15 protein-coding genes are annotated in these 20,046 nt (G+C 59.3%); 8 read left to right on the top strand and 7 right to left on the bottom strand.

Going from position 1 to position 20,046, the window contains the following annotated elements; translation table 11 throughout:
• Positions 1-9 precede the first annotated feature (9 nt).
• The 5 genes from HCI85_RS09695 to HCI85_RS09675 all read right to left on the bottom strand — a co-directional run bounded on the left by HCI85_RS09695 (position 10) and on the right by HCI85_RS09675 (position 5,434).
• A complete protein-coding gene (locus tag HCI85_RS09695; protein WP_160086816.1) occupies positions 10-822 on the bottom strand; it encodes a crotonase/enoyl-CoA hydratase family protein in 813 nt (270 codons plus the stop codon).
• 237 nt (positions 823-1,059) lie between these two features.
• Positions 1,060-3,318 carry an Orn/Lys/Arg family decarboxylase gene (locus tag HCI85_RS09690; protein WP_167144555.1) on the bottom strand — a complete coding sequence of 753 codons (2,259 nt, stop codon included), beginning with the start codon at positions 3,316-3,318 and terminating at the stop codon, positions 1,060-1,062.
• 128 nt (positions 3,319-3,446) lie between these two features.
• Positions 3,447-4,190 carry a DNA polymerase III subunit epsilon gene (dnaQ, locus tag HCI85_RS09685; RefSeq protein WP_167144553.1) on the bottom strand — a complete coding sequence of 248 codons (744 nt, stop codon included), beginning with the start codon at positions 4,188-4,190 and terminating at the stop codon, positions 3,447-3,449.
• A complete protein-coding gene (gene rnhA / locus HCI85_RS09680; protein ID WP_090255849.1) occupies positions 4,183-4,635 on the bottom strand; it encodes a ribonuclease HI in 453 nt (150 codons plus the stop codon). Before rnhA ends, dnaQ begins: the two co-directional genes overlap by 8 nt.
• A 37-nt stretch (positions 4,636-4,672) precedes the next feature.
• Positions 4,673-5,434 (bottom strand): class I SAM-dependent methyltransferase, encoded by a 762-nt coding sequence (locus HCI85_RS09675; protein ID WP_167144551.1) that lies wholly within the window; start codon positions 5,432-5,434, stop codon positions 4,673-4,675.
• Positions 5,435-5,687: 253 nt separating this feature from the next.
• Between HCI85_RS09675 and gloB the strand changes: the two genes are divergently transcribed.
• Together gloB and HCI85_RS09665 are read left to right on the top strand one after the other, a co-directional pair.
• Complete coding sequence (gene gloB / locus HCI85_RS09670) at positions 5,688-6,461, top strand: hydroxyacylglutathione hydrolase (RefSeq protein WP_167144549.1); 774 nt, start codon at positions 5,688-5,690, stop codon at positions 6,459-6,461.
• A gap of 98 nt (positions 6,462-6,559) precedes the next feature.
• On the top strand, positions 6,560-8,140 hold the full coding sequence (locus HCI85_RS09665; protein WP_167144547.1) for a lytic transglycosylase domain-containing protein: 1,581 nt from the start codon (positions 6,560-6,562) through the stop codon (positions 8,138-8,140).
• Here the strand turns inward: HCI85_RS09665 and HCI85_RS09660 are convergent, their stop codons facing one another.
• A complete protein-coding gene (locus HCI85_RS09660) occupies positions 8,141-9,565 on the bottom strand; it encodes an HDOD domain-containing protein (RefSeq protein WP_167144545.1) in 1,425 nt (474 codons plus the stop codon).
• Between the two features lie 167 nt (positions 9,566-9,732).
• On the opposite strand from HCI85_RS09660, the gene HCI85_RS09655 reads away from it, so the two are divergent.
• The 6 genes from HCI85_RS09655 to fabI are packed head-to-tail and all read left to right on the top strand — an operon-like array spanning position 9,733 to position 17,942.
• Positions 9,733-11,562 carry an extracellular solute-binding protein gene (locus HCI85_RS09655; RefSeq protein WP_167145717.1) on the top strand — a complete coding sequence of 610 codons (1,830 nt, stop codon included), beginning with the start codon at positions 9,733-9,735 and terminating at the stop codon, positions 11,560-11,562.
• Positions 11,559-13,412 carry an extracellular solute-binding protein gene (locus HCI85_RS09650; protein ID WP_167144543.1) on the top strand — a complete coding sequence of 618 codons (1,854 nt, stop codon included), beginning with the start codon at positions 11,559-11,561 and terminating at the stop codon, positions 13,410-13,412. Before HCI85_RS09655 ends, HCI85_RS09650 begins: the two co-directional genes overlap by 4 nt.
• Before the next feature lies 1 nt (position 13,413).
• Positions 13,414-14,487, top strand: a complete 1,074-nt coding sequence (locus tag HCI85_RS09645) for a microcin C ABC transporter permease YejB (protein WP_160088426.1) — start codon at positions 13,414-13,416, stop codon at positions 14,485-14,487.
• A gap of 1 nt (position 14,488) precedes the next feature.
• Positions 14,489-15,508, top strand: a complete 1,020-nt coding sequence (locus tag HCI85_RS09640) for an ABC transporter permease (protein WP_090255856.1) — start codon at positions 14,489-14,491, stop codon at positions 15,506-15,508.
• Position 15,509: 1 nt separating this feature from the next.
• Positions 15,510-17,117: an ABC transporter ATP-binding protein gene (locus HCI85_RS09635; RefSeq protein ID WP_167144541.1), complete on the top strand. Its 1,608-nt coding sequence runs from the start codon at positions 15,510-15,512 to the stop codon at positions 17,115-17,117.
• 30 nt (positions 17,118-17,147) lie between these two features.
• On the top strand, positions 17,148-17,942 hold the full coding sequence (gene fabI, locus HCI85_RS09630) for an enoyl-ACP reductase FabI (RefSeq protein ID WP_090255858.1): 795 nt from the start codon (positions 17,148-17,150) through the stop codon (positions 17,940-17,942).
• Positions 17,943-18,011: 69 nt separating this feature from the next.
• Here the strand turns inward: fabI and HCI85_RS09625 are convergent, their stop codons facing one another.
• Entirely contained in the window at positions 18,012-19,889 is a 1,878-nt protein-coding gene (locus HCI85_RS09625; protein ID WP_167144539.1) for a SurA N-terminal domain-containing protein, read from the bottom strand.
• Between the last annotated feature and the right edge of the window lie 157 nt (positions 19,890-20,046).

The raw sequence follows: 20,046 nt of genomic DNA, 5'->3' as shown, positions 1-20,046 counted from the left end.
AGGGCAACATCAGTCGGCAAACTCCGGTTTCTGTTTGCTCATATGAGCGGCCATGGCCACCCGCAGATCGGCCGATTGCAGCATGGCGGCGTTCCAGGTGGCGATGTATTCCAGACCATCATCGACACGGTGATCACGCATGTAGCGAATCATTTCCTTGGTGCCACGGATGGCGACCGGCGACTTGCTGGCGATCTCACGGGCAATACCCATCACGCCCTCAAGCAAGGCATCGACATCGGCATAGGTACGATTGACCAGGCCAATGCTGCGCGCCTCCTCACCCTCAATGGTGCGGCCGGTAAAGGCCAGCTCGCGCATCATGCCATCACCAATGATGCGCGGCAGACGCTGCAACGTACCCACGTCGGCGGCCATGCCAATGTCGATTTCCTTGATCGAGAACTGCGCATCGACCGTCGAGTAACGCATGTCACAGGCCGAAATCAGATCAATCGCGCCGCCCAGGCAGTAGCCTTGAATGGCTGCAAGCACCGGTTTACGGCAATTGTCTACAGCGTTGAACGAGGCTTGCAGTTCAAGAATCTTGCGCCGCAGCTTTTCGGCATTGCGACCGACATCCGAGCCCAGCTGGCTGCCAATCGACGCCAGCATCATCAGGTCAATGCCGGAGGAGAAATGTTTGCCCGCCCCGGAGATCACCACCGCACGCACCTCATCGGTGTCATCAATCCAGCGGAAGATCTCGATAATCTCGCGCCAGAAGTCCGCATTCATCGCGTTGACTTTTTCTGGGCGGTTAATCACCACGTGGGCGACCTTATCTGCCAACTCGACATTAAAGGCTTTGTAGTCGGACACGGCAGTCATCCTCAGCAAGGGCGCGGAGCGCGTAGAATCTTATTAGGGTAAAAATCGAGCAACTATAACAACCAACCGACAAATGTCGATGCTGGCCACTGTGACGCAGGCCACGTCATCAAAGTTAAGCTCAATTTTTACTTATCCGCGATAAGCGCTTGATCTACTGAGAAAGACTGGCGGCAAACCAGCGCATATCGCTGGTGCCGCCGGGCAAAGGTACAGGCCAGAGCAGGATCAGGCCTTGATGCAGTCCACGGTGTAGACGCCATTCTCACGCTGCAGGCCGTGCACATCGGCATCGAAACCAGGGAAGCTGCGGTCAAAGGTACGGGCAAAGGCCAAGTAATCAATGATCGAACGCGTCTGCGCAGTAAAACGCTCGCCTGGCATGATCAGCGGAATACCTGGCGGATAGGGCACCAGCATCACCGCAGCGATCCGCCCCTCCAGCTGCTCAATCGGCACCGCCTCGACTTCGCCGCGTACCAGTTGGTTGTAGGCATCAGCGGGTTTGATCGCCACTTCCGGCAGCACCGTGTACATACGCTTGAGTGCCTTGGCCGTGGCGTTTTCGCGGTAGCAGGCATGCAGCGCATCACACAGGTCACGCAGCCCCATGTCCTGATAAAACGCCTTGCCAGCCTGGGCGATAGACGGCAATACATCGCTTAACGGCAAGTTGGCGTCATAGCTGCGCTTGAACTCCAGCAACTCGGTCAGCAGCGTGCTCCACTTGCCTTTGGTAATGCCCATCGAGAACAGCACCAGGAAGGAATACAGACCGGTCTTCTCCACCACCAAGCCACGCTCCCAGAGGAACTTACTGACCACAGCAGCCGGAATGCCCCGCTCGTCCAGTTTGCCGTCGGCGGTCAGTCCAGGCGTGACCAGCGTGACTTTGATCGGGTCAAGCAGCACATAGTCTTCAGCCACCTCACCAAACCCGTGCCAGTCGGCTTGCGGTTGCAGCAGCCAATCCTGAGTCACCACATCATCGGTGCCTTCGGCTTTGGCCGGCTGCCAGATGCTAAACCACCAATCATCAGCACTTAGGTTCTGCCGTAGGTTGGCTAGGGCGCGACGGAAGCTCAGCGCTTCATCGAAGGTTTCCTGAATCAGTGAGCGGCCTGCTGGACCTTCCATCATCGCCGAAGCCACATCCAGCGAGGCGATGATGCCGTACTGCGGCGAGGTGGAGATGTGCATCATAAAGGCTTCGTTGAAGCGATCCCGATCCAATTGGCGCACACCGCCATCCTGCACATGAATCATCGAAGCCTGGCTGAATGCGGCCAGCAATTTGTGGGTGGAGTGCGTGGTAAACACCAGCGGCGCTGCTTCGGTACGTGCGGTGCCCATGCCGTAACGCCCGGCATAGAACTCATGAAATGCTGCATAGGCATACCAGGCCTCGTCGAAATGCAGCACTTCAACGCTGTTGCCCAGGGTCTGCTTGATCAATTCTGCGTTGTAGCAAAGGCCGTCGTAGGTCGAGTTGGTCACCACCACCAGCTTGACCATCGCCCCGCTGCTGCTCGGCACACGACCGCGTGCCAGTGGGCTGGCATCGATCTTGGCCTGGATCGATTCACGGCTGAATTCGCTCAGCGGAATCGGCCCGATGATGCCCAGCTCGTTGCGCTCTGGGCACAGGTACAGCGGAATCGCGCCAGTCATGATGATCGAATGCAGGATCGACTTATGGCAGTTGCGATCCACCAGCACCAGGTCATCCCGGCCGACCATGCTGTGCCAGACGATTTTGTTGGCAGTCGAGGTGCCGTTTATCACGAAATAGGTGTGATCGGCGCCAAAGTTACGCGCCGCGCGGGCTTCAGCCTCGGCGAGCGGGCCAGTGTGATCGAGCAACGAACCCAGCTCCGGCACCGACACCGAGAGGTCGGAACGCAGGGTGTTTTCGCCGAAGAACTGGTGAAACGCCTGCCCCACCGGGCTCTTGCGATAGGCCACACCACCGCCATGGCCGGGCGTGTGCCAGGAATAGTTGGATTGCGCCGTGTGCTGCACCAGCGCCTTGAAGAATGGCGGCAACAGGCAATCCAGATAATTGCGCGCCGCGCGGGCCACCTGGCGGGCCAGGAACGGCACGGTGTCTTCGAACAGATAGAGGATGCCGCGCAACTGATTGAGGTCCACCATGGCCTCAGCCGGCGCATTCTCGATGGTCACCTGCTCACCGAGGGCAAAAATCGGCAACTGTGGCGCACGACGGCGGGCGATGCGGATCAGCTCAACCATGTCCTGCAGCAGGTTCTTGTTTTCACCAGCACCTTCGGCCGCGACCAGGATGCAGGCCAGGCCGTGGTGCGTGGAAGCGACGATGCGCCCCTCGGCGGAGCTGGCGGTAGACAGAATGCTGAAGCCGTCCTGCTCCAGTTCTTGGGCGATGGCGCGCACCCGGTCACCGGCCACGGTATCGGCCTTGATGTCACGGTGCACGATCAGGACGGGGAACTTTAGGTCTTTATACATTGTGGCGTCCCTGAGTGTGACAGGCTGAGCCTGCCTATCGCCTCAGGGTAGAGGCTGGCTCCGCCAGGCGGAACCCCCTCTGCGTGACGCTGTACGAAAAGGTCGCGAGTGGATAACTCGCGACGTTCCTACACCTCAGCCTTGGGCTGCTCCATTTGCACCCAGAGCGGCGGCGCACCAGCGGATTTTTCGATAATCGCCAGGCGCGCGGCATGTTCGGCAAGCTCAGCAGCACTGGCCTGGATCACCCGCGTACGCGCGCGCTCAGCAGGCAGGCGGCGGATCGCACTGGGCTGCTGACGGCCATTGCTGTCGCCTTCCGAACCATCGCCAGCCAGGGACAGATTGGTCTGTCCACCGGTCATGGTCAGGTAGACGTCAGCCAGAATCTCGGCGTCGAGCAAAGCGCCGTGCAGATCACGACCAGAGTTATCAACGCCATAGCGTTTGCACAGGGCATCGAGGTTGTTGCGCTGCCCTGGATGGCGCTCGCGGGCCATCATCAGGGTGTCGAGGATCGAGCAGTGCTCGCTGATATCGGCGCGGTCGTCCTGCTTGATCAGGGCGAACTCGTTGTTGATAAAGCCAACGTCGAACGCCGCGTTGTGAATGATCAGCTGCGCGCCCTTGATGAATTCGAAGAACTCATCGGCGACTTCCTTGAAGCGCGGCTTGTCTTTGACAAAGTCGTTGGTGATGCCGTGCACCGCAATCGCGCCTTCATCGATTTCGCGATCAGGCTGCAGGTAAACGTGAAAGTGCCGCCCGGTCAGACGCCGGCCGATCAGTTCAACACAGCCGATTTCGATGATCCGGTGACCATCGGCCACCGGCATACCGGTGGTTTCGGTATCGAGTACGACGCTACGCATGCTTCTTAGCCCTCACTTCATCCACACCGCGGTTGGCCAGTTGATCGGCCTTCTCGTTACCCGGATGGCCGGTATGACCGCGCACCCACTGCCAGGTAACGTTATGCCGATTGACCTGTTCGTCCAGCGCCTGCCAAAGGTCGGCGTTTTTCACTGGCTCCTTGGCGGCGGTCTTCCAGCCACGCTTCTTCCAGTTCGGCATCCACTCCTGGATGCCTTTCATCACATACTGCGAGTCAGTCACCAGGCGCACCGAGCAAGGTCGGGTAAGCGCGATCAAGGCGCAGATCGCCGCCATCAATTCCATGCGGTTATTGGTGGTATTGGGCTCACCGCCCCACAGCTCCTTCTCTACACCCTTGCAAATCAATAACGCTCCCCAGCCACCCACGCCAGGATTACCTTTGCAGGCGCCGTCGGTGTAGATCTCGACCTGTTCACTCATGTATCTGCAATCTCTCGCTCAATTAGTCCGGCCGGTGCTATTTCTGGGGTGTTTCGCGGCGGCTGACTTTGGCCACGGGCATCGGCAGCAATTTACCTACCGGCTGCCGGTTGGGTTGGCGCAATGGCCGCAGCCCCACGACCAGCTTACGGGCCACCAGCACGTAAAAACCGCCACCGGGTGGCTGCCACGCTGCGCCTAAACGTTCTAGCCCCGCCAACCGCGCCTGCCAGGCCGGCGAAGAAAGCGGCGGACGATAGCACCCGAAGCGGCGTTTCTCCAGCGCGAAACCCAGCAGGTGCAACCAGTCACTGACCCGACTGGGCGCGATACAGCGCGCCTGACGCAAGGCATCGCGTGTTATGAAATGACGCATACCCCAGGTGCTCATCGGGTTGATGCCCACGATCAGCAGATGACCGCCTGGGCGTACGCTGCGCGCCGCCTCACGGAGCAAACCGTGGGGTGACAGGCTGAAATCCAGGCCGTGCTGTACCACCACAACATCGGCAGCATGCTCGGTGAGCGGCCAGGATTGCTCCTCACAAACAATGTCCACGCCCGTGAACGGCGCGCCCAGGCGCACACTGCGCTGAATCTGCTGAGCATCCGGCGGCGTTTCGGCGGCTGGGCCGTAATGCACCAGGTAACCGCCAAAGAAGCGCGCCAGCTCTTCCTCCAGCAATTGCCGCTCCTGCTCCAGCAGCAACTGCCCGAGTGGGCCACTCAGCCAAGTGCGCGCTGAGGCAATTAGGTCAAGCCATTCACTGTCTGCATGGGCAAAAGGGTGATCGGACATAAGGGGCTACTCCCGTATTATTCGCGACCGAGCTGGAGCTTAGAGTCTACTCACGACCTCGCGAGCTAGAGTCCTGCAAGGCAAGAACAGGCGAGGAAGCGGAGTGTACTTCTGTACATGAGCATTCCGACTGGGCTCGCATCCGAGCCTGTTTTTAACGCAGCAGGGCTGACGCGCAGCAGGCCGTGCTGCATAGCCAGCATCGCCATTGCACCCTAAGATGCACCTTTGTGCCCTGCTTAGCGACCGACTGATGATAAAAATCGACGCCCTGCCCGCATTCTCCGACAACTATATATGGCTGCTGCAAGACCTGAAGCAGCGCCGCTGCGCGGTTGTTGACCCGGGTGACGCCGCGCCGGTCGAGGCCTGGCTGGCGGCCAATCCAGGCTGGCAGTTGAGCGATATTCTGATCACCCACCATCATTTCGATCACGTCGGCGGCATTGAACGACTGAAGGCGGCCACCGGTGCTCGAGTAATGGGGCCGGCCAACGAAAAAATTCCAGGGCGCGACCTGGCGCTGCGCGACGGCGACCAGGCTGAAGTGCTGGGCCAACGATTCGACATTTATGAAGTGCCGGGACACACACTCGGGCATATCGCCTATATCCAGCCTGAGCTGCACTGGCTATTTTGTGGTGACACGTTGTTTGCCGGCGGCTGTGGTCGCTTGTTTGAAGGCAGCCCCGAGCAAATGCATCACTCGCTCAGTCGCCTGGCTGCCCTCCCCGAACAAACGCAAGTGTTCTGCACCCACGAATACACCTTGGGCAACCTGCGCTTTGCCGCGGCCGTTGAGCCCGATAATCCAGACATCAACCAACGCCTGGCCCAAGTCAGCCAATGGCGCGAAGCTGGGCACATCAGCCTTCCTTCATCGATTGGCCTAGAGCGCGCTACCAACCCTTTTCTGCGTAGCGCACAACCGTCGGTCGTCGCCCGCATGACTGAACGTGATGGGCCTGAAAATCGCACTCCCGCTCAGGTATTCGCGGCATTGCGCGCCTGGAAGGACCATTTCTAAACCTCGACAACCACACAAAAGACTGGTTAAAACTTGACCAAGGGCAGACGGGTTCCTAGAATCGCTCGACCTTTTCGCCGGGAAGCACACCGCCGCCAATGCCCTTATCACCACGCAAGACCTTGAATTTAAAGGCATTGGCACAAAGCGCTCAGACGCTTGTGGTGATCATGTGCGTAACCCTGGCCGGCTGCCAGACCAGTAACCAATACCGCCCTGACAGTGGCCGCGACACTGACCGTGCGGTTGGCCTTGAGCAAGAGCCGGAATGGCTCAACAGTGGCGTCGCCTCTACGCCCGACGAACCAAAAGACATCTGGGAACGGGTGCGCAACGGCTATCAACTGCAGGACACCATCACCCTCAACCCGCGTATCGAGCAACAGCGTCTGTGGTTCGTCAGCAACCCTACGTTTATCGAGAAAGCCGGCGAGCGCAGCAGCCCCTATATCCACTTCATCGTTGAGCGCCTGGAGCAGCGCAATATGCCGATGGAGCTGGCACTGCTGCCGATGATCGAAAGCTCCTACAACCCGCTGGCCTACTCCCATGCTCATGCGGTTGGGCTGTGGCAGTTCATCCCGTCCACCGGGCGCAACTTCAACCTGCGCCAAACCAACTGGTACGACGGCCGCCGCGATGTAATGGCCTCGACCGATGCGGCAATCAGCTATCTGACGCGCCTAAAAGAAATGTTCAACGGCGACTGGCTGTTAGCCCTGGCAGCCTATAACGCTGGCGAAGGCCGAGTGAGCCGAGCGATTGAGCGCAACCAGAAGCTCGGTCTGCCGACCGATTACTGGAATCTCTCGCTGCCAGTGGAAACCCAGAATTACGTGCCCAAGCTGCTGGCCCTCTCGCAAGTGGTGATGACGCCGCAAGCCTACGGCGTCAGCCTCGCGCCGATTGCCAATGAACCCTACTTCGAGAAGGTTGCCTTCACTCAGCGCATGGACCTTGCGCGTGTCGCCGCCATGGCAGATCTGGATGAAGACGAGCTGTACCTGCTTAATCCCGCGTTCAAAAAAGGCATTACCCTCGACGGCCCTAAGCACCTGCTGATACCCACTGACAAAGCCGAGTTGCTGACCGCCAACCTGTCCTTGATGAAGCCTCAGGAGCAGGTGGACTGGCAGCAATACCGCGTACGCTCCGGTGACAGCCTGCACACCATCGCCAACCGGCACCAGCTCACTGTGAACACCCTCAAAGACATCAACAAGCTTTCAAGCAATAACCTGCGCATTGGCCAGGTCCTGAGTATCCCCGCGCAACCGGGTGTACCTGCGCGCGAACCGGTATTCCAACGCAGCGTGGCCCACAGTGCCCCCAGCCGTACCTATCGGGTGAAAAACGGTGACAACCTCTGGCAGATCGCCAAAAACCACCAGGTCGCCGTCAAGGATGTGCAGCGCTGGAATAAGCTTTCCGGCAACAGCTTGCGTGTCGGTCAAGTGCTCACCTTACAAGCCGGCAGCCAACTCAGCGGTGCAAGCGGCAGCAGTGGCAGCGCCCCACGGCGGCAGAACGCAACCTACTACAAGGTGCGCCAGGGTGACTCGCTGTACCTGATCGCCAAGCGCTTCAAGGTGCCGATGAAGAGCCTGCAGAGCTGGAATCCCAAAGCTGGCAAAGCGCTCAAGCCAGGGCAGACCTTGACCCTGTACAGCCTAAACTGATCACGCCTTCTTGCTCATCGCCTCCAGGCAACGCCCGGTCAACTGGGTAAAACGCTGAAAGGCGACAAACTGCTCGTGCTTCAAGGCCCGCCCCGATACCCGACTGTCGGCATACAGCAAGCCAATTTCACGGGTGCCGGCCAACAGGGGGGCAATAAAGAACATCCCCTGCCCTAGACGTTGGCGAATCGGTTGAGTGACCAACTCATTCAGGTTGTAACTGGCCGGCACCCCCATCCAGAGGGCCTCTTTGTTGCGCAGGGCATAACTGAAAATATGCGGCTGTTCGGTTTGTTCAACCGGCAAAATAAAATCATGGGCCCAACCGGCCGTTCCCTCGCCCATCACACGCTTGCAGCGGAAACAACTCTGCCCATCTGACAGCACCACCAGCATGATGCGCTCTAGCCCCGCGCCCAGATGAAGCCCCTTGAACAAGGTATCGAGCACCATACCCAGATCACCACGGCGCGAAACCATCAAGCCAAGGTCCTGCAGCGCTTGCTGCAAAACCAGCAAGTTGGGCTGTAGCAGGCGTGCCTTACGTTGCTCCTGCTGCAGACGAATCTGCTCCGGGTCGGTATTGGGGATCAGCTTGCACAGCTGACTGGCGCCAAAGGTTGCCGCCATCTTCACGGTTTCCTCAGCGCTGGCCAGCACCTGCTGCATGGCTTCTTGAGGGGTCACACCGATGAAACTGGCCAACTGCCCTACCAGCGTCTCCATTACTGGAGTATCCCAGCCATCCAGCGCGGCCTGACTAATCTTTGCCCCTAGGGTCACGGCTTTGACGGCCGGGTCATTCTGGCTGGTGGACTGATGCGCCAGGCTGACGGTGTCGCCCAGGTTCCAGCTTTTTACCAGCGCCAAACTGAGCTGACGGAAACTGGTGCCCAGTTGTTGCATCACCAGCTCGTCCACATCGATTCCAGGTTGCGCCAGAGCACTTGCCAGGTCATCGGCCGCATCGCCGGCGCAGCCCCAGAACGCCAGCTCACCGACGTTATGTAACAAGGCGGCGATAAACACTTCCTCATCATTTTTCGTCAGCACGTAGCCGGCGATATTGCGCGCTTGCACGGCGGCGTGAAACGAGCGTGCCAACAGTTCAGCAAGCTGATCGCGGGAGCTGCGTGCCAGCAGGCCGTCGATCAGGCTGACCGACAGGCCGATCTGCCGTACGTTGTCGAAGCCAATCAGCACGATTGCCCGGGAAATCGTGCGAATAGGCTCCTGCGAGGGGTTGTAGTAGACACTATTGCCGATACGCAGCACCTTGGTGGTCAAGGCCGCGTCGCGTAGCAGAACGTCTGCCAGTTGCTGCACGGACGATTTGTCACCCAGGGTCAAACGATGCAGATCCTGCACCACCGCAGCCAGGGCGGGTAATTCGGCTTGGTTGAAGCGATCGATCCATGACTGCAAACCATGGCAGGCTGTTAGCAAAATGATGCCCTCGCAGTGGATCACTTGAGTGTAGTCAAAGTGCCGCCATCAACGGCTGTCGAACCTACCCTTTTTCCAGCCGATACAAGCTGTTAATGTGCCTGACCAGCAGCCCACAAGACGCCACGGATCGGATATTTCACTTGATACGTCCCCTCCTCTCGTTACTTCTCTGCATGGCCATCAGTTCATCTGCCTGGGCCACTCTGTATAAAAGCCACGGTTACGCCCAGTTTGGCGAGCTGAAGTATCCCGCCAGCTTCACCCATTTCGCCTGGGTCAATCCGGAAGCCCCCAAAGGCGGCACGCTGCGGATGATGGCCAACGGCACGTTCGACACGCTCAACCCTTACACCTTCAAGGGCAGCAGCCCGATCAGCACGGCCAATTTTCTGCAGTACGGGGTCAACGAGCTGAACGCGCCGTTGATGGTCGGTACCGGCGCCTATGACCCGTCCGGTGATGAGCCGGCATCCAGTTACGGCCTGATCGCCGAATCAGTGGAATACAGTGATGACCGTAGCTGGGTGGTGTTCAACCTACGCCGCGAAGCGCGCTTTCACGACGGCAAACCGATCACTGCCTATGACGTGGCCTTCTCCTACCGCCTGCTGCTCAAGGACGGTCACCCGCAGTACCGCACCAACCTGCAGGAAGTGAAGCGAGTCGATATTCTCAACCGCCACAGCATCCGTTTTGTTCTCAAGCGTGCCGGCAACTCTCTTCTCATCCTGCGCCTCGGTGAATTGCCGGTGCTGCCGCAGCACTACTGGAAAGGTCGCGACTTCAAGGCCACCACTTATGAGCCGCCGCTGGGCAGTGGCCCTTACCGAATTACCCAAGTCAGCCCCGGGCGCAGCCTGCGCTTTGAGCGGGTTAAGGACTGGTGGGGTGCCAAATTGCCGGTCAACCGCGGCAAGTACAATTTTGACCAGGTCGACGTGGAGTTCTACCGCGACAGCCATGTGGCGTTCGAGGCGTTCAAGGCCGGTGAATTCGACATTTATATCGAACAGCAGGCGAAGAACTGGGCCAATGGCTATCGCTTCCCGGCATTGAGCCGTGGCGAAGTGATCCGCGCCGAGATTCCGCACCAGATCCCGACCCAGACCCAGGCGCTGTTTATGAACACCCGCCGCGAGGTGTTTGCTGACCGCCAGGTACGCGAAGCCCTGGGCCTGATGTTCGACTTCGAGTGGGCTAACCGCGCACTGTTCAACAGTTCCTACACCCGCGCCAAAAGTTATTACCCCAACAGCGAGTTCTCAGCCAGCGGCAAACCAGAGGGCGCCGAGTGGCTGTTGCTCTCGCCCTACCGCAAACAGTTGCAGGCGCGCCTGTTCAGCGAACCATTCAGCATGCCGCAGACCGATGGCCGGGGTATCCCGCGGGAAACCTTGCGCCGCGCCCTCGGTCTATTGGCCGAAGCCGGTTGGAAGCCTTCCGGCCAACGCCTGCTCAACAGTGAGGGGCAGCCGCTGCGCTTTGAAATATTGCTGGTCAACCCGAACCTTGAACGCATTTTGCAGCCCTTTACCGAAAATCTCGCCAGCATTGGTATCCAGGCCAACCTGCGCACCGTCGACCGCGCCCAATACAAGCAGCGCCTAGACCAATACGACTTCGACATGATTCTGCTGACCCTGCCGCAAACCCTCAGCCCTGGCCTTGAACAGTCGCTGTATTTCCACTCGTCTCAGGCCAAGGTCAAAGGCGGCAGAAACTATGCGGGGGTTACCCACCCGGTGGTCGACGCCATGATCGAAAAACTGCTTTCGGCGCAGAGCCGCGACGAGCAGATCGCCGCCACCCGCGCCCTTGACCGGGTACTGTTGTGGCAGCACTACAGCATCCCGAACTGGTATATCGATTACCACCGCCTGGCTTACCGCAACCGATTTGCCTTCGTCACCACGCCGCCCTACACCCTGGGCCTGCGTACCTGGTGGCTGAAATCCATGGAGAACGCTGAATGACCCATGCATTGCGCGCCCTGTTAATCCACGTCAGTGGCATTGCCCTGCTTGGCGTTGCCAGCATGGCCCTGGCCGGCCCCAAGCACGCACAAACCCTGTACGACGAGCCTCCCAAGTACCCGGCTAACTTCAAGCACTTCGACTACGTAAACCCGGATGCGCCCAAAGGCGGCACCCTGCGTCAGGCCGGTTTTGGCGGCTTCGATAGCCTCAACCCATTCATTAACAAGGGCGTGCCGGCCGACGATATCGGCATGATCTACGACACCCTGACACGCCATGGTCTGGATGAACCCTTTACCGAATACGGTCTGCTCGCAGAAAAGATCGAGAAAGCCCCGGACAACGCTTGGGTACGCTTCTACCTGCGCCCCGAGGCACGCTTCCACGACGGTCAGCCGGTGACCGCCGAAGACGTCAAGTTCAGCTTCGATACGCTGATGAGCAAAGGTGCACCGATGTACCGCGGCTACTACGCCGATGTCGAAAAGGTCGAGGTCGAAAGCCCCCAGCGTGTCCGTTTTGTCTTCAAACAGGCTGGGAACCGTGAGCTGCCGCTGATCGTCGGCCAATTGCCGGTATTGCCAAAGCACTGGTGGGCCGAGCGTGACTTCAGTAAAGGCAACCTCGATGTGCCACTGGGCAGTGGGCCTTACAAGGTGGCGGACGTGCAGGCCGGCCGTTCGATTCGCTATGAGCGGGTCAAGGACTGGTGGGGCAAGGACTTGCCGGTCAATCGCGGGTTCTACAATTTCGACACCCTGGAAATCGACTATTACCGCGACAACACCGTCGCCCTTGAAGCACTCAAGGCTGGGCAATTCGACTATTGGCTGGAAACCAGCGCAAAGAACTGGGCCACCGCCTACAACACCCCCGCAGTTGCCAATGGCCAGCTGATCAAGGAAGAAATCGCCAACCACAACCCAACGGGCATGCAGGGCTTTATCTTCAACACCCGCCGCCCGTTGTTCACGGACCGCCGCGTGCGTGAAGCCCTGGGCCTGCTGTTCGATTACGAGTGGGCAAACCGCCAGCTGTTCAACGGCGCCTACACGCGTACGCGCAGCTACTTCGACAACTCGGAACTGGCCTCAGTCGGCCTACCGTCCGTAGATGAGTTGAAGCTGCTTGAGCCGCTGCGCGTGCAGATTCCGCCCCAGGTATTTACCGACGAGTACCACCCCCCTGTCACCGATGGCAGCGGCATCATTCGTGAGCAACAACGCCGCGCTTATCAGTTGCTGCAGGAAGCCGGCTGGCGCGTGGATGGCGATCAGATGCTCGACAGCACAGGCAAACCGGTGAGCTTCGAGTTCCTGCTGGCGCAAACCGAATTCGAACGCGTCCTGCTGCCGTTCAAACGGAACCTGGCTGACCTGGGCATCGAACTGGTGATCCGCCGCGTTGACGTGTCCCAGTACATCAACCGCCTGCGTTCACGCGACTTTGATCTGATCGTCGGCGGCTTTGGTCAGTCCAACTCCCCCGGCAACGAGCAGCGCGAATACTGGCACTCCAGCAGCGCCGACAACCCTGGCAGCCGTAACTTTATTGGCCTGAAAGACCCGGCCGTGGACAGCCTGGTCGAGGGGCTGATCAACGCCGACTCGCGCCAGAGCCTGATCACCCACACCCGTGCCCTCGACCGTGTGCTGCTGTGGGGCCATTACGTGGTGCCCAACTGGCATATCAAGACCTGGCGCGTAGCCTACTGGAACCGCTTTGAGCACCCGGAAATAAGCCCGAAATACGACATAGGCCTGCACACCTGGTGGGCCCGCGAGAAATCACCTGAAGCCGTAGCCGACGAAGCTGCCGCTCACCCCGCCGTAGACGTGGAGCAATAAGATGCTGGCGTATATCTTTCGTCGGCTGCTGCTGATCATCCCCACGCTGTTCGGCATTCTGCTGATCAACTTCATCATCATCCAGGCCGCCCCCGGTGGCCCGGTCGAGCAGATGATCGCCAAGCTGGAAGGCTTTGACGGCGCTACCAGCCGGATTGCCGGCGGCGGTGCCGAAGTTTCGGTGGCCGGTTCCAACTACCGCGGCGCCCAGGGCCTGGACCCCGAGCTGGTGGCAGAAATTGAGCGCATGTACGGCTTCGATAAATCCGCCCCGGAACGCTTCTGGCTGATGCTCAAGAGCTACGCGCAGCTGGACTTCGGCTCGAGCTTCTTTCGCGATGCGGAGGTCATCGACCTAATCATCGAGAAGATGCCAGTGTCGATCTCCCTGGGGCTGTGGAGCACACTGATCATGTACCTGGTGTCGATCCCGCTGGGCATTGCCAAGGCCACTCGCCACGGCAGCGCCTTCGACGTCTGGACCAGTTCGGCGATCATCGTCGGTTATGCCATCCCCGCCTTCCTCTTCGCCATTCTGCTGATCGTGCTGTTTGCTGGCGGCAGCTACTGGGACTGGTTCCCGCTGCGCGGGCTGACGTCGAACAATTTCGACGAGCTGAGCTTTACCGGCAAGCTGCTCGACTATTTCTGGCACCTGGCGCTGCCCGTCACGGCGCTGGTGATCGGCAACTTCGCCACCCTGACGCTGCTGACCAAAAACAGCTTTCTCGATGAGATCAACAAGCAGTACGTGGTCACAGCTCGCGCCAAGGGCCTGAGCAACAACCGCGTGCTCTACGGCCATGTGTTCCGCAACGCCATGCTAATCATCATCGCCGGCTTCCCGGCGGCCTTTATCGGCATCTTCTTTACCGGCTCCTTGCTGATCGAGGTGATCTTCTCCCTCGATGGCCTGGGCCTGATGAGTTTCGAGGCCGCGATCAACCGCGATTACCCGGTGGTGTTCGGCACCCTGTTTATCTTCACGTTGCTGGGCCTGGTGGTGAAATTGATCGGCGACATTACCTACACCCTGGTCGATCCGCGCATCGACTTCGAAAGCCGGGAGGGTTGAGATGAAACTGTCGCCAATCAATCAACGCCGCTTCCAGCTGTTCAAGGCGCACAAACGCGGCTGGTGGTCGCTGTGGGTGTTCCTCGCCCTGTTCTTCGTCACCCTCGGTGCCGAACTGATCGCCAACGATAAACCGCTGGTGGTGGGCTACGACAACGAACTGTATTTCCCGGTATTCAAGCGCTACCCGGAAACCACCTTCGGCGGTGAATTCCCGCTGCAGGCCAACTACAAAAGCCCTTACATCCAAGAGCTGATCAAGGAAAAGGACGGCTGGATGATCTGGCCGCCGATCCGCTATAGCTACTCCAGCATCAATTACGACCTGCAAGTGCCCGCCCCAGCGCCACCCTCAGCGGAAAACCTGCTGGGCACCGATGACCAGGGCCGCGATGTTCTGGCACGGGTGATTTATGGCTTCCGCATTTCCGTGTTGTTTGCCCTGATCCTGACCTTGGCCAGTTCGGTAATCGGCGTTTTTGCCGGCGCCCTGCAGGGCTTCTATGGCGGCTGGGTCGATCTGGCCGGGCAGCGCTTCTTGGAAATCTGGTCCGGGCTGCCGGTGCTCTACCTGCTGATTATCCTCGCCAGCTTCGTGCAGCCGAACTTCTGGTGGCTGCTGGGCATCATGTTGCTGTTCTCCTGGATGAGCCTGGTGGATGTGGTGCGCGCCGAGTTCCTGCGTGGACGCAACCTGGAATACGTGCGCGCAGCCCGCGCCCTGGGCATGCAGAACGGCTCGATCATGTTCCGCCATATCCTGCCCAACGCGATGATTTCCACCATGACCTTTATGCCGTTTATCCTCACCGGCGCGATCGGCACCCTCACTGCGCTGGATTTCCTCGGCTTCGGCCTACCGCCGGGCGCACCGTCATTGGGTGAGCTGGTGGCCCAGGGCAAATCCAACCTGCAGGCGCCCTGGCTCGGTATCAGCGCCTTTGCCGTGCTCGCTCTGATGCTCAGCCTGCTGGTGTTTATCGGCGAAGCGGCACGCGATGCCTTCGATCCGAGGAAATGACATGACCGACTCCAACACCCTCATCGAAGTCCGCGACCTGGCGGTCGAATTCGTCACCGGCAGCCTGAAACAGCGCGTGCTCGAAGGCGTCAGCTTCGACATCAAGCGCGGCGAAACCCTGGCTTTGGTGGGCGAAAGCGGCTCGGGAAAATCAGTCACCGCGCACTCAATCCTGCGCCTGCTGCCCTACCCGCTGGCGCAGCACCCCAGCGGCAGCATTCACTACGCCGGACAAGACCTGCTCAAACTGAACGAGAACAAACTGCGCGGCATCCGTGGCAACCGCATCGCTATGGTCTTTCAGGAGCCCATGACTTCGCTGAATCCGCTGCACAGCATTGAGAAGCAGATCAACGAGGTGCTGGGGCTGCACAAAGGTCTACGCGGCAAGGCCGCCACAGCACGTACTCTGGAGCTGCTGGAGCTGGTCGGCATTCCCGAGCCGCACAAGCGCCTCAAGGCTTACCCACACGAGCTGTCGGGCGGGCAACGCCAGCGCGTAGTGATCGCCATGGCCCTGGCCAACGAGCCGGAACTGCTGATCGCCGACGAGCCGACCACCGCGCTTGACGTCACCGTGCAACTGAAGATCCTCGAGCTGCTCAAGGACCTGCAGGCGCGCCTGGGTATGGCGATTCTGCTGATCAGCCACGATCTCAATCTGGTGCGGCGCATTGCCCATCGTGTGTGCGTGATGCAGCGCGGGCATATCGTCGAACAGGCGGCCTGCGAAACATTGTTTAAAGACCCACAACATCCTTACACCCGTGAACTGCTGGGCGCCGAGCCCACGGGCGGCCCGGTCGATCAGCCGCCTGGCAAAACTATGCTGGAAATCGACAACCTGCGCGTCTGGTTCCCGATCAAAAAGGGTTTGCTGCGCCGCACGGTCGACCATGTCAAAGCCGTGGACGGCATCAACTTCAGCCTGCCGCAGGGGCATACCCTGGGCATCGTCGGCGAAAGCGGCTCGGGAAAATCCACCCTGGGTTTGGCAATTCTGCGTCTGCTCGGCAGTCAGGGCGGCATCCGCTTCCAGGGCCAGGCCATCGACCAGCTCTCGCAACATGACGTTCGCCCACTGCGCCGGCAGATGCAGGTGGTGTTTCAGGACCCCTTCGGCAGCCTCAGTCCGCGGATGTCAGTTGGCCAGATTATTGGCGAAGGCCTGCAGATCCATCGCATGGGCAGCGAAGCCGAACAGGAACAGGCCATTATCGACGCACTGGTGGAAGTGGGGCTGGACCCTGAAACCCGTCACCGCTATCCCCACGAGTTCTCCGGTGGCCAGCGTCAACGCATCGCCATCGCCCGTGCCCTGGTACTCAAACCTGCGTTGATCCTGCTGGATGAGCCGACCTCAGCCCTCGACCGCACCGTGCAGCGCCAGGTGGTCGAATTACTGCGTTCACTACAGGCCAAATACAACCTGACCTACTTGTTCATCAGCCATGACCTGGCCGTGGTCAGGGCCCTGAGTCACCAGGTGATGGTGGTGAAACAAGGCAAAGTGGTCGAACAAGGCCCGGCTGAACGTGTCTTTGCCGCGCCACAGGACATCTATACACAACAGTTGCTGGAAGCGGCCTTTATGGTCCCAGCTGGCTAATTCTTGTAGACAGGAAGAGGAATCACACCCATGGGTTTTCTAAGCGGCAAGCGCGTACTGATCGTTGGCGTCGCCAGCAAACTGTCCATTGCCTCCGGTATCGCAGCAGCCATGCACCGTGAAGGCGCCGAACTGGCCTTCACCTATCAAAACGAAAAGCTCAAAGGCCGCGTTGAAGGCTTTGCCGCTGATTGGGGCTCGAACGCTGACCTGTGCTTCCCATGCGATGTGGCAAACGATGAGGAAATCGCCTCGGTCTTCGAAGCCCTGAGCAAGAAGTGGGACGGCCTGGATTGCATCGTTCACTCCGTTGGCTTCGCCCCTGGCGACCAACTGGACGGTGACTTCACCGACGTCACCACCCGCGAAGGCTTCCGCATCGCACACGACATCAGTGCCTACAGTTTCGTCGCCCTGGCCAAAGCCGGCCGCGAAATGATGAAAGGCCGCAATGGTAGCCTGCTGACCCTGTCCTACCTGGGCGCCGAGCGCACCATGCCTAACTACAACGTGATGGGCATGGCCAAGGCCAGCCTGGAAGCCGGTGTACGCTACCTGGCCGGCAGCCTCGGCCCAGAAGGCACCCGCGTCAACGCCATCTCTGCAGGCCCGATCCGCACCCTGGCCGCCTCCGGTATCAAGAGCTTCCGCAAGATGCTCGCCGCTAACGAGAAGCAGACCCCACTGCGTCGCAACGTGACCATCGAAGAAGTCGGCAACGCCGGCGCCTTCCTGTGCTCGGACCTGGCCTCGGGCGTCAGCGGCGAGATCATGTACGTCGACGGCGGTTTCAACACCACCGCCATGGGCGCTATGGAAGAGTAAGCAGTTAAATCGCAGCAATAAAAAAGGCCGCTTAATTAAGCGGCCTTTTTTATTCTTCAGTGATATCGATCAGAAACGTTCGATATCCGCTGTCTCTTCCAGCTGCTTGCGGAACGCTTCGAAGTCCTGCTGACCGACGCGTGAGGCGAGGAAGCGGCTGTACATGGCCTTGTCCTCATCTGACAACGCTTGCTCCGGCTGGCTCACGCCATTGAGACGGATGATCATAAAATCACCGTTGCTCAAACTGAGGCCGGTGAAGGTCGGCTTGTCAGCTGCTTCAGGCTTAGGCATACGGAACAGCGCTTGCAGCACCACCGGCTCAACGCCTTCCTGGCTACGAGTGGCCGCTTCGACCACATTCCAGCCCTGCTTGGCATCGGCCTGGGTAACCGGCGTCTGACCGTCGCGCAAAGCAGCCAGCTGCTCTTCACCCTTGGCTTTCACGGCTTCGCTTGCGCGAACCTTGGTCAACTGGGCGCGGATGCTATCGGCAACCTGCTCAAGCGGCAGCTGCTCAGGTTTGTTGTGCTCTTTAACGCGCACCACCACCACAGTGTTCGGATCAAGCTCGATCACACTGCTGTTGCTGCCGTCTTCCAGCACTTCATCGCTGAATGCCGCCTGAATCACCTGACGATTGGCCGTCAGACCTTCAGCGCCGCCCTGGCGACCGAACGCTTCGGTCGTCTTGACCTCCAGGCCGAGTTCCTGAGCGGGCTGAGCCAAGTCAGATGACTCAAACGCGGCGTCTTCGAGGTCTTTTGACACTTCAACAAAGCGCTGCTCAACCTGACGCGCCTTAAGATCGCGCTGCAGTTTCTCTTCCAGGCTGGCGAAGCTCGGCACTTCCGGCGCCTGAACACCCAGGAGTTTGATCAAGTGCCAACCAAACTCGCTGCGCACGGGAGCAGACACGGCATTTTCTTCCAGCGCATACAGTGCTTCTTCAAAGGCCGGGTCATACACGCCTGGGCCGGCAAAGCCCAGATCACCGCCCTCACCTGCCGAACCCGAGTCATCGGAGACTTCTTTGGCCAGCGCGGCGAAGTCTTCGCCCTGCTCAAGACGCTTCTGCACCGCGACCAGTTTGGCCTGGGCTTGTTCGTCATTCAGCTTATCGTTGACCTCAACCAGAATGTGCGCAGCACGGCGCTGTTCGGCGAGGTTGGCGATTTCACTTTGATAAGCGCTTTGCAGCGCCTCATCGGTGACTTCAACCTGATCGAAGAAAGCGTCTTTTTTCAGCTCAACGTATTCCAGCACAACCTGCTCAGGAGTCATGAACTCACTGGCCTGAGCGTCATAGTAGGCCTTGATGTCGTCATCGCTGAGCGTGACCGCGTTCAGATCAGCCTTGAGAGTCAGGGTCGCGAAATCACGTGTCTGCTTCTCCAGTGCGGCAAACGCCTGCACCTGAGCATCAGTGACAAAACCGCTGTTAGCCAAACCGGCGCGCAGCTGACCGATGAGCATTTCCTGCTCAAGCATCTGACGGAACTGCAAACGGCTGTAGCCCAACTGACGGATAACCTGATCAAAGCGCTCTGCATTGAACTGGCCATCAACCAGGAACTCAGGGGTTTTCAGGATCAGTTGGTCCAACGCTTGTTGCGAGAAGGCAAACTTGGCGTCTTTGGCGCTATCGAGCAACAAAGTACGCTCAACCAAGCCATTCAGCGCGGCTTCGCGCAGCAGTTTCTCATCCAGCAAGGACGCATCGAAATCACGCCCCAACTGCTGAAGCAATTGACGACGCTGCATCTCAACCGCCTGGCTGAGTTCAGTAGTAGTGATCTTCTCGCCGTTAACTTCAGCCGCATTCTGGCTGTTGCTGGTGCTTGTAAAAATGGCATCCACACCTGTCAGCGCGAGCAGCGCGACGATAATGCCGATGATGGTTTTGGCAATCCAACCCTGTGAATTGTCCCTGATGTTTTGCAGCATGCGTCCCCCAGAACGACTGTAAAAATAAAGCAGTCGCGCAGTGTGGGTAAAATCCGGATAGAAGAAAGGCGCATCAGTGGATGCGCCTTCTCGTAACTGGCGAAGCGGATCGAACTCAAGCAGCTTATTCGTCGTGCTCAGCGAGCCATGCTCGGCT

Source organism: Pseudomonas sp. OTU750018 (assembly GCF_011636575.1).
GTDB lineage: Bacteria > Pseudomonadota > Gammaproteobacteria > Pseudomonadales > Pseudomonadaceae > Aquipseudomonas > Aquipseudomonas peli.
This window is presented reverse-complemented; position numbering and strand designations above follow the sequence as displayed.

Bases quoted from the DNA above. Each gene is read 5' to 3' on its own strand.
- HCI85_RS09690 (WP_167144555.1), bottom strand. From the start codon at position 3,318: ATGTATAAAGACCTAAAGTTCCCCGTCCTGATCGTGCACCGTGACATC.
- dnaQ (WP_167144553.1), bottom strand. From the start codon at position 4,190: ATGCGTAGCGTCGTACTCGATACCGAAACCACCGGTATGCCGGTGGCC.
- rnhA (WP_090255849.1), bottom strand. From the start codon at position 4,635: ATGAGTGAACAGGTCGAGATCTACACCGACGGCGCCTGCAAAGGTAAT.
- HCI85_RS09675 (WP_167144551.1), bottom strand. From the start codon at position 5,434: ATGTCCGATCACCCTTTTGCCCATGCAGACAGTGAATGGCTTGACCTA.
- gloB (WP_167144549.1), top strand. From the start codon at position 5,688: ATGATAAAAATCGACGCCCTGCCCGCATTCTCCGACAACTATATATGG.
- HCI85_RS09665 (WP_167144547.1), top strand. From the start codon at position 6,560: ATGCCCTTATCACCACGCAAGACCTTGAATTTAAAGGCATTGGCACAA.
- HCI85_RS09650 (WP_167144543.1), top strand. From the start codon at position 11,559: ATGACCCATGCATTGCGCGCCCTGTTAATCCACGTCAGTGGCATTGCC.
- HCI85_RS09645 (WP_160088426.1), top strand. From the start codon at position 13,414: ATGCTGGCGTATATCTTTCGTCGGCTGCTGCTGATCATCCCCACGCTG.
- HCI85_RS09640 (WP_090255856.1), top strand. From the start codon at position 14,489: ATGAAACTGTCGCCAATCAATCAACGCCGCTTCCAGCTGTTCAAGGCG.
- HCI85_RS09635 (WP_167144541.1), top strand. From the start codon at position 15,510: ATGACCGACTCCAACACCCTCATCGAAGTCCGCGACCTGGCGGTCGAA.
- fabI (WP_090255858.1), top strand. From the start codon at position 17,148: ATGGGTTTTCTAAGCGGCAAGCGCGTACTGATCGTTGGCGTCGCCAGC.
- HCI85_RS09625 (WP_167144539.1), bottom strand. From the start codon at position 19,889: ATGCTGCAAAACATCAGGGACAATTCACAGGGTTGGATTGCCAAAACC.